Consider the following 13,688-nt stretch of genomic DNA (forward strand, 5'->3'; position numbering starts at 1 on the left):
AAAAGTTGGAAATATGGACCAAAAACTTAAAATAGCGGCAATACAGTCCGTTACGATCCCAAACCATCGAGGCTATCTGTTAAAACAAACTTTCTTGATAAACGGAGCTCACCCGAGCCGAACTTACCAAGTGTGCATCGCTGTTGGCGTACTTTAGCTTTAGCCGTTCCTCAGCGAGCGTACTTTAGCCTGCCTCAGCGAGCGTACTTTAGCTTTAGCGTACCTCAGCAAACGTACTTTAGCCTGCCTCAGCGAGCGTGCCTTAACTTTCCGTTCTCCATTTTCCCTTCTCCAATCCTTTGTGTCTCACCACCTGTTTTACTTTTAATTCGCTTTCCCCCTCTGTGTACATGCGTGCGTACCCTGCACATATCCAACTAATCGAATTATCAAAAAAAACAGCCAGTCCCCATCAACCTGAGACTGGCCACAATCATTACTCCATAACACTCAGCAGGTTGAGGATCATCTGTGCACTTTCAGCACGTGTTCCGTTTTGGTTCGGTGCAAATTGTCCTTCAGCCCGTCCTTGCATCAGACCAAGTCTGTACACTTCGCTGATTGCCTCTTGAGCCCACTGTGGAGCATAACCAATATCGTTAAGTGCCGAAATGTTACGGCTAGCTACAGATACATTACTCTTCGCGTAAGCATATGCACGAGCCAGCATTGCAGCCATCTCCTGGCGGGAAATCTTCGCCTCCGGTTCAAACTGTGAAGCAGTCTGGCCGTTAATCACTCCTGCTTGTTTGGCTAACCCTACTGCTTCTGCATACCATTTATCTGCAGTTACATCAGCGAAACCAGGTTCCGCTTGACCTTTCAAGCCAAGCGCACGAACTAACATCGCTGTGAACTCCGCCCGTGTAACCGCACGGTTCGGATCAAATCGGTCCGCAGCTACACCCTGTACAAGCTGTTTTACCGCAAGCTGCTTCACAGCAAGGTAAGCCCAGTGATCGGACTTCAAATCTTTGAATGTTTTATCAACTTCTAAAACAATGTATTTACTAAAATGACTGACGGCAGCAGATAGATAACCATTCGTCCATGTACTGCTCATATACTCTAATTTACCCACGTCTTCGATAAAATAAATACCTAATAAGCTTCGATCTACATCTGCACCGACCTTATATGAAATCATAATCGGCTCTGCAAACTGTCTTAACGAGAAGGACTGATCATTTTGTGTGAATATGCTAAGCGACCATTCCCGTAGATCACTTTTCGCCCGCAATTGTGCACCCGCAAGTGCACTTGCACGAGTCAACAGGTCCACTGCTGTATTATCAGCTACAGGTTTCAGCCATAGCGAAATCGTACTCTTGGCAAGAGCCTCAGCTGAGATTAGCTTACTTAGTTCTGCCAGTACTGTAGCAGGAATCGTAACGGATAAATCCTGCATAACCACTCTAAGCGGTGCGTGTCCAAGCAGCTCTGCTGCATTGCCTGGCAAAAGTAATTCCGTAATCGCCCCATTAACAGAAACCACAACTTCACCTTGAGCATTCTTGCTCTCTGACAGTTGAGAAGCCGTTATGGTGACTACGCCCGTTTGTGCTGATGCCGACGGAGTTGGTGTAGCGGTTGGCGTTGGTGTCACCGCAGGTCCCGGCACCCAAGCACCCGGCGTTGATGTTGGCTCTGGACTTGGTGTTGGTGTTGGTGTTGGTGTTGGTGTTGGTGTCGGTGTCGGCGTTGGTGTCGGTGTTGGTGTCGGCTCTGCGCTTGGTGTTGGCTCTGGGCTTGGTGTCGTACCCGGCGAGCCCTCAGTCACTATCAGAATATATTCAGTGCTCAAACCGTTATAAACAGCGCTGACTTTTGTTGTACCAGCACTCAAAGCATGAAGTTCTCCAGCCTCACTAATCATTGCAATGGAATGATCGGATGTATCAAAGATTACTCCCTCGAACAACTCTTGCTTGCTGCCGTCACTGTATACCGCCTGAACAACAACGGAGCCTTTACTTCCTTGTTCCAGCGAATCCGGCCCATCCATCGTTATTTCTGTAAGAATAGGTGCTTCATCATTTGTTACGACAAGGTTATACTCCGAGGCGAACTCCCTATAGGTTACTGAAATCACAGTGGACCCTTTCTGATGAGCCTGAACTAAACCCTGTTCATTGATCGTAGCAATATGCTCATTCGAGCTGGAATAATGAAGTCCATCTAATATTGCGGTACGTTTTCCAGATGCGTAGACAGCTTCTGTTACAGATTGGTCGACTTCTTCCGGTTTAAGCTGTCTCTTTCCCTGAAGCTTAATTGCTTGCAGCGCATCTACAGTTATCGTACTTTCGGCAAAAATATTCGGGTAACCTGCCACTGTGACTCTTATCTTAGCTGTCCCTGGCTTCAATGCTGTAACCAAGCCATATTCATTTACAGTAACAACTGATTCTGCCGTATCAGGAACGATGGTCCAAAGCTTTGTCAGATGATTAGCCTCATCCGGCCCCACCTTAGCTTGCAATTGCAGGCTAGCCCCAGGCTCAAGCTCTACAGCAGTTTGATCCAGCGTAATGGATTCCGGAACCAATTTGCCGATCACTAAACGGTCAATCTCAACCCCGTCTACTGTTCTTGCGGTAACCGTAATCTCGTTCTTCTCAATCTCAACAGCCGTATAGATTTGCTCATCTTCGTCATATATTTTTTCCTGCCAAAAACGTGGTGTCAGCGCATAGAACTTAGGACCCGAGGAACCGCCGATAACATACCGAGTGCCTTCGTCTTCTGCAACCTGTTTACCATCCTTCATTGGAAAAGTTCGCAAATAGATATGATCATGACCGTTCATCACCAAATCTACGTTGTGCTTATCAAAGACCGGAACCCACTTCGCTTGTACCTGCTCATTCGAATAGATGCTGCCGTACGGTCCTTGATGGAAAAAAATCACCTTCCACTTTTTATCTGTATCGGAAAGATCCTGATCCAACCACTCGGCCTGTTCAGTGAACGGACTACCTGAATGCTCTGTATTCATAACCACAAAGTGCGTATCCTTAATATCAAAAGAATAATTCGTACCTTTTACGCTCGCCGCACCGTTTTGCGGGTTATTGAATTGCGCCAGATAATCCCCATCTCCATTGGTTCCCATCACTTCATGGTTCCCGATAATCGGAACAAGTGTGGTATTCATCAGCTGCTTTTGAGCTGCATCAAACCACCAGTTCCACTGCTCTTGTTCAAAGCCCTTATCCACCATATCTCCAGCATGAACCAGCATTTCCGCATCCGGCATATACGCGTAAGCCGCTTCAATCGTATCTCCCCAAAGACCAAAACCAGCCTTAGAATCTGCTTGGGAATCTCCGATAAACAGGAATTTTGTAGAAGTGTCCTCACCACCACTTGTAACAAAAGCTCCTTGCTCACTTACATTTGACTCGCCATCACCCACACGATATACATATTCCGTTCCGGGGGTAAGCGCAGTGGCCTCCGCTTTATGAACTCGCATCGTTCCGTCATTGTTGGTGTTGTAAATTGAACTGCTGCCGGTAATTTTTATTACATTCGCAGCTTGAAAGCTTGTAAACTCCGCTTTTTTCACAAGTTCTACTACAGTATCCATGGTCAACGGTTCTGTCTGCCAAGTGAACTGGCGAGAAGTTGCTGCATCTTGGCCCATCGTAACATTAACATTACGCGGAGCTGCAGTAGCGTCATATGGAGCAACCTTGAACGTCATTACAGGACTATAGGTATTTCCTTTTACCGCCTGCAATTTAAAAATTCCTTCTGCTGAAGTGACAAAGTCAGTAGTTAGTGTTCCACTTGCCCCTGAAGCAACACCTTGTACCTCCACTCCATCGAACAGCAGCTTTGCTCCTTCAACGACACTTCCATTCAGATCTTTTACCGCAAAAGATGCATCAAAGCCCTTCGCAAGATCATAATGGTTCCAAGTGAGCATCAACTGTGTCTTCACAACAGATTCAACAGCTGCTCCAATAAAAGAAATAGGAACCCCAGTACCCTCTGTAGAAGTTACCGATCCGGATGTATTTTCAATTACAAAAGCTTTGCTAATATCTCCAGCCAACTGCTCCTGAGTGTAGGGACCCACAAAATCATTTCGAACTGTATATTGAATTTGCCCGATGAGATCCGTATCTCCCAGATTGGAAGAATTGATATTCGTTAAGTTAAGACGCACAGTGCCCAATACCGGATCAATGATGGACTCCACTTGTGTTTCTGATAACATATTCCCCCGAATTACCTGCAAATCTTTAACTGCAGCCGGATTAAAAGCAAACGTAAGATTTCCTTCCTGCAGCTTGCTCGCTTTCTCTGCCGTTACGTCCAAAGTGTAAGTGTTGCCGGCATATACTACTTCTGGTGTTTGGTACACATAGAACGGAGAGCCCAAATTTACTGTAAAATACCATTCTTTTATCGTCTGGTTACCGCTTAAATCGCGAATGGCAACTTTTACTTTATGACGGCCTTCTGTCAGTGGAACCTTTGGTTTATAAGTGATCTGACCTTTTGGAGGATAAAAGCCATGCTCCACTAATTGATCGTCCACATATACTCGTGTTTTGTCAGGATCGATTAAGGTCGTTCCCGGATGCACCACTGGATCATAACCATCATCCTCACCATTGACGGAAAGGGTCGGTGTAGCTGTTTTGACAATTTCGTTCACGCCGGGATATGCATCTTTAAGAATAGGAGGTGTTCTGTCCTCCTCTAGCGGGCCATAAATGGCACGAATATCATCAACGTAAATAGCTCCCGCACTCTTATTAAGATTGCTTGTCTCCATATAGCGGACAGGCATATCCATCGTTAACGGGGTGGTTTTCCCCTTAGGAACGGATACTTCGACGTATTTCCACCCCGTCCAGTTCACACCATTTACCTGATCAGTAAAATCCACAGGCACTGCCGCATTATTGCCATCCCGAATCTGTCCCCGCAGCCAGTGCTTTTTGCCATCTCCGTAGATCCACATACTGATCTTTTCAGGATACCCCGGAATCTGAATCCGATTGGCGGTTGAGCTTGCGGCTAAATAAGCACCAGATGTGCCTGTTTTATTAACAAAATCATATTCCAGCTTCAAGGCTTTGTCCCCGTTGCGGACAAAATCCAGATCCGACACTTCCTGAATCGCCACGCTGTTAGCTGCTGCACTAGAGGCTATATATTTATCAATGCCATTCTCAAAATCCTCCAGCATTACAGGCGGTAACCCCACATTTACTTCAAAAGAGGTCTCAACGTCCCTGTATTTAGCATAAATCTTTCCGTTTTTCCCGTTCTCACTCGTCGCCTGAAACAGACCCTTCTCGTCCACGGTTCCGATCTCGCCCTCAACCCGCCATTCGAAGCTAGGGTTGTCAGCTTGAATCACTTGTCCATTACGTAGCGCCTTCACAGTTAATTGTGCAGCAGCACCTGAAGAATAAGTTTTGATCTCATCAGGAAACCTAAGCTCTGTAAGCTTATCTACAACCTCAATTTCAGCACTGCCTTTGACTGCCCCAGCCTCTACAATTACAGTTCCTGTGCCGGCAGTGATTCCTCCGGTGAAGACTCCGTTCGCATCGACAGTACCAAGGTTAGCGTCCACCTGCCAATTCAGCGTACCCGAATAAGGCGCCGGATGGCCGTTCTCGTCCACTCCTGCCGCTTTGAATATAAAGCTGGAGCCTTGCAAAATACGTTCCGTATTCGGCTGCACAACCAGCTTAGAAGCCGAAGGTTGCTCAGGGGCTGTATTGACAAGCAATAAACCGTTACCGGTTTTACGCTCGTAACCATCTGAGCCCTGATTCATCATTCGGACACCAGATGTACCCGGCATTCTGGCCACAAAAGTAGAAGAACCGCCACCATCCAGATTCATGGCGTTCACTACGCCCATATCCTTCAGAATGTTGCCAAGCTCATCGGTATCTACGCCCTCACTAAAACCTGGAGATCTTCCATCCACTTCGAATAAAACGAGACTTCCATCCGCTTTTGTCCCAATGGCTGTCCGCGGATGAATGCCTAAAGGCCCTACACCTTGTTGAACTACTCCGTCTTTTACCAGCGGCCCCTCGCCGCCAATAGCTACCTTCACATCATTCCATTCTCCGCTGAGCGCAAAGCTGGCAGTAACGTTATCGCCAACAGATAACCTTTGCAGAACAGCACGGGACGTACCCTGGGCAGATAAAACCACTTTTCCTTGGGAAAGCGGCGTATTGCCTTGATTGTTGCGGATTTCAGATACCTTCAGCTTCAAGGTCTGGCCGCTTTTCACTTCTCCCTCGACAATATCTAGAACAACCTCGTCACCCTCATTGGTTGACTTTGTAGTTGTATTATAATCTTCCGTATAAAGAACCAGCTCATTCGTATTTCGATAACGGTTGATGCTGGTCAGATTGGTTGTTTTTCCATTAATCGTTACGTTTTTGGTCAGCTTCGGCACCCCATAAATCGAGCTGCCATCTTCTTTTAAACCGAAAGTAAAAGCTGAAATCGAACTGTTCAGGATTACACCCTCATCCATAAATAACCCATTAGGAACACCCGTAGCAAAACCGGAGATTTCATAAAAATCACCGTTAATCCCTGCGATCACTCGGTTTCCAGGTGAATCCGCATACGTGGCCATTTCTGTAATGCCCTTCATACCGTATACCTTTCCATCCTTCTTACCTGCCCGCAGCTCCAAATTTCCTTGTTGCGGGTTGAACTCCACTGCATGTATCTTTTGTAAACCACGTTCATTCTGGAGATCCATCCAGGTATACATCGCCCCAGGTGCAAGCTCTGTTTGGCGAACATCAATAACGGTTCCGTAGTCTGTTGCTGGTAAATCAGAGATGGAAGCGCGAACAATTGCCCCCGGTTGTAACAACGAAATCAACAAAACAAAGATAACAACAACATTAATTTGCCTTAGATACCTTCTCACTGTGTTGACATCCTCCCCACTTGGCTGTCCTAATATCGATCTGAGCTTGGACAACATCATAGGGTTAATATTAACTAGGAAGCGTAAAGGTTAGATAAAATTTACCAAGGCATACTGTTAACTTCGTCTAATCATTTCATCAAATTCATGCTTTAGCCTGTTGATAAATCTTCGGGCGGTCTGGGAGGTCTGTTTTGAAGCAGAGACAATAGCTCCTGAATATTTCGCACGGGTATCTGGTGATCGTAACTCGATGGTTTTCATGAAGGCAGAAGTCATCTCTGATATTTTAAGAAACGAATAATCCAGACCAATTGTGATGGCCAGTCCTTCTGCAACTGCATTCTCAATCGCCCGTGTGTTGTTACTTACAAAAAGCAAATTGATCGGCCCATAGCCAGATAAATATCGCTCTACATAGTCCTTAATGTAAGGATCATCGTATAAAACCAACGTCTGCCCCACTAACTGATCCGGTGTAAGGATTGAATTCAGGGCTAGCGGTGAGTGTGGATGTACACCCACTACAATCTTTCCTTCCATTAACCTTTCAAACTTAACCCCCTTATATGTGTCAGGCATTCCCTCCGGTGAGACCATAAGTCCAATGTCCATTTCATCCTGAAGTACATTATCCAGAATTTCTTTGGGTCCTTTTTCAAAAATCTCTATTTTCACATTTGGAAAATCTGCCTTAAAACTGGAGATTACCTTCACCATCAGATGCATGGGTCCAGGTATCGTAGCAATTTTCAAATGACCACTTAACGTATCGCTGTAAATCTGTGCTTCTTCTTTTAATTCATTTACTTTCATCAGGACTTCATTTGCTTTGCTAATAATGGCATTTCCTTCTGCTGTGGGAACCGCCTTTTGCCCGCGCGAACGGATGAACAAAGTAACTCCCAGCTCAGCCTCCAGCATGGTAATGGACTGACTCATTGCGGATAGAGTGATATGACGATTCTGAGCTGCTTTGGTTAAAGAACCAATCTTTGCGACTTCTACAATATTCTCGCATTGCTCCAAATTCATTTGAATCACCCCTTAAGTTAATCTTTACTTAATAACTATTAAATTTACTTAAATTTTAATTAATTTAGACAAGTGTTACAATGTAAATAAGTTAGTAAGTAACCATTTTTACTATATCAACTTTCATTTCTAGTATAACTATATTTCTTGAGGAGGAAACTCAAATGACAGACAAAAGAGTAGCCGTAATAACAGGTGGAGCCAGTGGAATCGGGAAACAAACCGCCATTAAATTTGCAAGTAAAGGTGATCAAGTTGTCGTTGCCGATTTCAATCAACAATTAGGTGAAGAAACGGTAGCACAAATTATTAAAGATGGTGGCGAAGCAATTTTCGTCAAAACAGATGTTTCCAAATATGAAGATGTCGAAGCGCTGGTTCAAAAAACTGTAGATACTTATGGAAGAATTGACGTTATGTTCAACAATGCCGGAATCGGCCGCGTCACTCCTGTACTAGACCAAGACCTTAAGGATTATCACAGTGTCATTAATGTCAATCAGCATGGTGTAGCCCATGGGATTATCGCTGCTGGTAAAAAAATGCGTGAGCTCGGCATCAAAGGTGTGATCATCAATACAGCTTCTGTATTTGGATTCCTAGCTTCCCCAGGTACATTCGCATATCACGCTTCCAAAGGTGCGGTCATTATGATGACTAAATCCGCAGCACTTGAACTTTCGGTTCATGGCATCCGCGTGCTTGCCGTTGCTCCAGGCGCTGTAGATACGCCAATTATCCAAGGATATAAAGATCAAGGAATGGTTGACCAAATGAAGAGCAAAGTAATGGGTAACAAACTAACATTACCTGAACAAGTTGCAGACACTGTATACTTGCTCTCCTTACCAGAAGCTAGTGCAATTAACGGTAGTGTTGTAATGGCTGATGAAGGTTATGCTTCATTTAAATAAAGTTTAGGGTGAAAAAAATCCAAGGCTTCCCTCGAGGGAGGTCCTTGGATTTTTTTAAAAGTATTCAATAGATACACCCTACTCCCAAGTCCTCTGTTCATTAATCTCCAGCTTACGTTTAAACGCCTGCTCCAGATCAATACCAAGTTTATTGGCCAGATCAAAAATATTCCACACCACATCGTACATCTCGTATCCCAAGTTTTCTTTCCGCTCCGCATCTGGATGAAAAGATACCGACAAAACCTCTTTGGACAACTCCCCAACCTCAGTCATTAAGTACAGCATTCTCTGCTCAATGGTGCTGGTATCAAACCCTTTGATTTCACTGAACTCCTTAACATACTGTTGAAACTCTGCTGCATTCATTTCCTTACGCCTCGCTTTTTGGTATAAAGTTATGTAAAGATTAACACATCTCTTAGTCCCATCAATCTCCACTATACTTATTGACTGTTATGGGATAATAGTAAATTTCTATATCCTTCTTTATAAAACCTCTGCGTTGAGCTGCCAATAAGGTCTCGTACATATTCCTTCTGCCTACAGGATTATCCGTATGATGATAAATCTTATTCGCCCTTAAACCATGCTCACAAAAGTATTTCACAAAATCATACCCGTTCTTTAGTTCAATTCCCTCGGCGTCTTCACCTAAATCATGATCAAGCGTAAGGATGTTCACTTCATTATTTTCGAAAAGTTTAACAGCGTCTTCAAATGTTCTTGCCAAGGTAAACCCTTCTGGACAGTCTCGTAAGTCATCAAGATAAACATTTATCATATCGAACCTCATTTCTTCATGACGTCCTTATCTAGTGAACAGTATCCTCCAGCTTTATGGTACAAAAAAACACTTCGTTGAAGAAGTGTTCTTCAAAAAATTATGTATAATTTACCAAAATCCATCCCCTGAATCGAGGAATTCCATTAATTTTTTCTTAACGTTCTTTAAATCGATTGGGTTTAGTTGACCGATGTAATCAGATGAATTAAAGGAGGAGGCCTCCGCTTGGGCTACGCAATTCACTTTTGCAAATGAACTTTCCCCTAATCCGCAGTCTCTTCCTTTAAATAATGGAATTTTCCACTTATCATACTTTCCTTCAAAATCTTTTATTTTAGAGTGGGTCAATGCAACGAAAACAACAAAAATTGGTAATCCATCAATAATTTCCACTATTGCGACTGGTCTTATTTCGGTTTCTCCTGTTTTTGGATAATCTACTTCATACCAAAAAACTTGCCCGGCTTTTAGATTCATCTATTACTTCTTAAATTCCTCAAACCATTTTTGTTGGAGACGGTTATCAGAGTCAATTTTAGCCTTTCCATCAACTACATTCAAACGCGGTACTTTCGATTTGAAGTTAGGATGTTCAGACAATGAGTTAGGGATATTTTTTTTCTTTTGTACAAGACTCATACCATTTTCCTCCTCCTTCTCACACATTTTAGAATGACACCTCCCAAGCATTTTATTGCTTGGTTTAAGCATATCCGTCTTTGGTATGGTTTAGACCAGTATACCAATGCAGCTGCAAACACTGTAGTTGTGCTCTAATACTATTTAAGTCTATCACAATATTTACCATATATAAACCTTATTGTAGGGCGGTAGACATTTAAAATGTGGCATTTATAGAATGATTTTTTACTATTCAGATTATTCTATTATAACAAAAACACTCCTCTATTGGTTCTTCAAAAACCGATAAAGGAGTGAATCCAACCTTATTTACCAGCCCCTATTTCAGCCACTCTACGATTCTGAAAATGACGAATATCCGGACGCTCCAATCCTAGATGTTCACGAAGGGTACTCCCCGTATACTCAGTGCGGAACAAGCCGCGTGCTTGCAAGATGGGCACAACATGATCCACAAATTCATCCAAGTTGCCCGGCAGTACTGGTGGCATAATATTAAATCCATCGCAGCCGTACTCTTCGAACCACAATTGCATTAAATCTGCCAATTGTTCATAGGTTCCAACAAACTGCATATGTCCGCGTGCACCAAGCAAACGGCGGCCTAATTCTAATATCGATAATTTGTCCTTACGAGCCATATCCATAATCAGCTGAACCCGGCTTTTCATTCCATTTGATGCTTCTACTGGATCAGGAATCTCAGGCAGCTGTCCATCTACTGGGTATTCGGACAGGTCAAACCTCAACATGCCAGACAACATACCAACAACAGCGGCAGGAGGAATCAACTCCTGCAGTTCTTTATATTTACTTTGGGCTTCCTCTTCGGTCGCTCCAATGATCGGAGACAAGCCCGGCATAATTTTTAAGCTACCACGTTCACGGCCATAATCTGCTAATTTGGAATTGACGCTTTCATAGAAGGCCTTAGCCGCTTCAAGCGACTGCTGTGCCGTAAAGATCACCTCTCCAAAACTAGCTGCAAAATCTTGTCCTGGACCAGAAGATCCGGCTTGAATAAGTACAGGATACCCTTGAGGTGAGCGAGGAACATTGAGGGTTCCTTTTGTAGAATACCACTCCCCTTTGTATTCCACTTCTTTGATCTTCTTCGCGTCAGCAAATTGTCCCTCTTCGCGGTTGACGATTAAAGAGTCATCCTCCCAGCTGTCCCAGAGAAGCGTTGCCACCTCAACAAATTCACGTGCCATTTTATACCGAAGTCCGTGCTCTGGATGCTCCGGCTTCCCATAGTTATAAGCTTCCACATCAAGCTGGGAGGTAACAATATTCCAACCCGCTCGGCCTTCACTAATATGATCTAAAGAAGCAAATTTGCGAGCCACATTATAAGGTTCGTTATACGTGGTCGATACGGTAGCCGTTAATCCGAGTTTTTCTGTTTCTGTCGAAAGGGCTGACAACAGCGTCAATGGGTCCAGCATACCCGAAGCTGCTTGATCCGCACCCATCACATACAACAAATCCGCCAAAAACATCATATCGAACTTCCCACGCTCGGCGGTTTTTGCCAATTCGCGATAAAATTTATAATTGAAGATCTTATCCGCTCCCGATTCCGGATGACGCCAGCCATAATGATGATGTCCTGAATAATAAATAAATGCACCTAAATGTAGCTGATCTTTTCTGGTTCCCATAATGACCCTGCCTTTCGAATTCTAGAGTTCGTTAACCTTTGAATGTATCACGCCAATGCAGCCATCTTCTCTCCAGCAATCGAATTGCGGAATCCGAAAGTTTTCCTATCACTGCAAAGATTGAAATTCCAACGAATACTATATCTGTTTGCGAATAAGCTCTGGCATCCTGAATCATATAGCCTATCCCCGCACTTGTACCCATCATCTCCGCTACGACGAGTACAAGCCACGATGCACCAAGTGATAAGCGAATACCAAGTAGAATATTAGGCATTGCAGCCGGAATAATCATTTTGCTAAGCAACTGCCATCTTGTATATTGGAAAATACGGGATACTTCAACAAGCTTGATATCAACATTACGAATTCCTAGGAAAGTGTTCAGATAAACTGGAAAAAAAGCACCTAATGAAATCATTAGTATTTTAGAAAATTCACCTACACCAAACCACAAAATGAATAACGGAATAAGGGCAAGTAATGGAATCGTCCGAAGCATCTGTAAAGATGGATCCAGTGTACGCTCTACCAACTTCCCAAGTCCTGTAGATAAGCCAAGCAGCAGTCCAGTAGCAGATCCCAATAAAAAGCCAAGCCCTGCCCGATAGGCGCTAATCCCCAGATGTCGAAACAGCTCACCGCTAGCTATTAAAGAAAAGAACTGCGCAATAATGGTAGATGGAGCAGGCAATGTCGTCGCAGAGACTAGATGGAGCGCAGCTGCCACTTCCCAAATCACCACTAGAGCTAGAGGTACAATCCAACCATGCAGTTTTTTTGGAATCCAGCTTAAACCATCGTCGTGACGCTCTATTTTATTACTGGATAGGTGATTGCTCATGATCCTTTATCTCCCCTATAACTGTCCTGCCATCTTAGCAATCTCGATTCCAACAGCTTCACTAATGAATCTGACAGTTTACCTACTACAGCAAACACGATGATCCCAACAAATACCACTGTGGTCAAAGAAAACGATCGCGCGTCATTGATTAGATAGCCAACACCTGAGCTAGAGCCCATCATCTCCGCTACGACAAGTCCAAGCCAAGCTATGCCCACAGACAAACGGATACCTAAAAAGATGTTGGGCAGTGAGGCTGGAATAATTAACTTACTCACCATCTGCCATTTACTGAATTGCAGTACTCTCCCAACATCAAACAACTTGTTGTCCACCGAACGGATTCCTAGAAATGTGTTCACGTATAATGGGAAAAATGAACCTTTGGCAATCAACAATATTTTTGAGGTTTCACCGAATCCGAACCACAAAATAAAAAGTGGAGCGATTGCTAAATGGGGCAGCGTGCGCAGCATTTGCAGCGACGGATCCAGCAAACGTTCTGTTTTGTATGAGAAGCCTACCCACAAACCCGCCGCTAAGCCAAGCCCTCCCCCTATTAAGAAACCAAGCAGTGCCCGCCAAGCAGATATGCCTAAATGTTTCGCCAGCTCACCGGACGCGGTCAAGCTAACCAGTTCCCGCCATATTTCACTTGGCCTTGGCAGCAATATAGGATTTAACTTTCCCATCGCTCCGGCTATCTCCCAAATCAGGAGTAAAGCAATTGGTAAGATAAGTCCAAGCAATACATTCGTCGTTTGGATGGAAAGTCCGCGCTTCTTTACTGGATTCTTCTTATGAATTAGTGGCGAGATCACAGCTTTTTCAGCACTGAATTGCATGTAAACAACCTCTT

At 44.0% G+C, this 13,688-nt stretch carries 10 protein-coding genes; 1 reads left to right on the forward strand and 9 read right to left on the reverse strand.

Annotation, left to right across the window (positions count from 1 at the left end; translation table 11 throughout):
* Positions 1 to 436 precede the first annotated feature (436 nt).
* Together NST25_RS21675 and NST25_RS21680 are read right to left on the reverse strand one after the other, a co-directional pair.
* Positions 437 to 6,940: a phosphodiester glycosidase family protein gene (locus NST25_RS21675; RefSeq protein WP_340392451.1), complete on the reverse strand. Its 6,504-nt coding sequence runs from the start codon at positions 6,938 to 6,940 to the stop codon at positions 437 to 439.
* Positions 6,941 to 7,057: 117 nt separating this feature from the next.
* Positions 7,058 to 7,975, reverse strand: coding sequence for a LysR family transcriptional regulator (locus NST25_RS21680; RefSeq protein ID WP_076134485.1), 918 nt, complete (start codon positions 7,973 to 7,975; stop codon positions 7,058 to 7,060).
* A 164-nt stretch (positions 7,976 to 8,139) separates the two neighbouring features.
* Here NST25_RS21680 and NST25_RS21685 point away from each other — a divergent pair, with 164 nt between their 5' ends.
* Entirely contained in the window at positions 8,140 to 8,889 is a 750-nt protein-coding gene (locus NST25_RS21685; RefSeq protein ID WP_340392453.1) for an SDR family oxidoreductase, read from the forward strand.
* Between the two features lie 78 nt (positions 8,890 to 8,967).
* Here NST25_RS21685 and NST25_RS21690 read toward each other — a convergent pair whose 3' ends face one another.
* From NST25_RS21690 to NST25_RS21720, 7 genes are all read right to left on the reverse strand, one after another.
* Positions 8,968 to 9,258 carry a MazG nucleotide pyrophosphohydrolase domain-containing protein gene (locus NST25_RS21690; RefSeq protein WP_036676004.1) on the reverse strand — a complete coding sequence of 97 codons (291 nt, stop codon included), beginning with the start codon at positions 9,256 to 9,258 and terminating at the stop codon, positions 8,968 to 8,970.
* 61 nt (positions 9,259 to 9,319) lie between these two features.
* The gene (locus tag NST25_RS21695; RefSeq protein WP_175618934.1) at positions 9,320 to 9,673 is read right to left on the reverse strand and encodes a cyclic-phosphate processing receiver domain-containing protein; all 354 of its coding nucleotides are present in this window, start codon (positions 9,671 to 9,673) and stop codon (positions 9,320 to 9,322) included.
* Positions 9,674 to 9,784: 111 nt separating this feature from the next.
* Positions 9,785 to 10,153, reverse strand: coding sequence for a type II toxin-antitoxin system PemK/MazF family toxin (locus NST25_RS21700; protein ID WP_076129476.1), 369 nt, complete (start codon positions 10,151 to 10,153; stop codon positions 9,785 to 9,787).
* 3 nt (positions 10,154 to 10,156) lie between these two features.
* The gene (locus tag NST25_RS21705) at positions 10,157 to 10,315 is read right to left on the reverse strand and encodes a hypothetical protein (RefSeq protein WP_175618933.1); all 159 of its coding nucleotides are present in this window, start codon (positions 10,313 to 10,315) and stop codon (positions 10,157 to 10,159) included.
* Positions 10,316 to 10,623: 308 nt separating this feature from the next.
* On the reverse strand, positions 10,624 to 11,982 hold the full coding sequence (locus NST25_RS21710) for an LLM class flavin-dependent oxidoreductase (RefSeq protein ID WP_076098651.1): 1,359 nt from the start codon (positions 11,980 to 11,982) through the stop codon (positions 10,624 to 10,626).
* A gap of 31 nt (positions 11,983 to 12,013) precedes the next feature.
* Positions 12,014 to 12,826, reverse strand: coding sequence for an ABC transporter permease (locus tag NST25_RS21715; protein WP_076129474.1), 813 nt, complete (start codon positions 12,824 to 12,826; stop codon positions 12,014 to 12,016).
* Positions 12,823 to 13,674 (reverse strand): ABC transporter permease, encoded by an 852-nt coding sequence (locus tag NST25_RS21720; RefSeq protein ID WP_076129473.1) that lies wholly within the window; start codon positions 13,672 to 13,674, stop codon positions 12,823 to 12,825. The genes NST25_RS21715 and NST25_RS21720 overlap by 4 nt, the downstream gene beginning before the upstream one ends.
* Positions 13,675 to 13,688: the final 14 nt, after the last annotated feature.

Origin of the sequence: Paenibacillus sp. FSL E2-0190, from assembly GCF_037992965.1 — a bacterium.
Taxonomy (GTDB): domain Bacteria; phylum Bacillota; class Bacilli; order Paenibacillales; family Paenibacillaceae; genus Paenibacillus_AQ; species Paenibacillus_AQ odorifer.

Bases quoted from the DNA above. Each gene is read 5' to 3' on its own strand.
- NST25_RS21720 (WP_076129473.1), bottom strand. From the start codon at position 13,674: ATGCAATTCAGTGCTGAAAAAGCTGTGATCTCGCCACTAATTCATAAG.
- NST25_RS21710 (WP_076098651.1), bottom strand. From the start codon at position 11,982: ATGGGAACCAGAAAAGATCAGCTACATTTAGGTGCATTTATTTATTAT.
- NST25_RS21695 (WP_175618934.1), bottom strand. From the start codon at position 9,673: ATGATAAATGTTTATCTTGATGACTTACGAGACTGTCCAGAAGGGTTT.
- NST25_RS21705 (WP_175618933.1), bottom strand. From the start codon at position 10,315: ATGAGTCTTGTACAAAAGAAAAAAAATATCCCTAACTCATTGTCTGAA.
- NST25_RS21680 (WP_076134485.1), bottom strand. From the start codon at position 7,975: ATGAATTTGGAGCAATGCGAGAATATTGTAGAAGTCGCAAAGATTGGT.
- NST25_RS21685 (WP_340392453.1), top strand. From the start codon at position 8,140: ATGACAGACAAAAGAGTAGCCGTAATAACAGGTGGAGCCAGTGGAATC.
- NST25_RS21715 (WP_076129474.1), bottom strand. From the start codon at position 12,826: ATGAGCAATCACCTATCCAGTAATAAAATAGAGCGTCACGACGATGGT.
- NST25_RS21690 (WP_036676004.1), bottom strand. From the start codon at position 9,258: ATGAATGCAGCAGAGTTTCAACAGTATGTTAAGGAGTTCAGTGAAATC.
- NST25_RS21700 (WP_076129476.1), bottom strand. From the start codon at position 10,153: ATGAATCTAAAAGCCGGGCAAGTTTTTTGGTATGAAGTAGATTATCCA.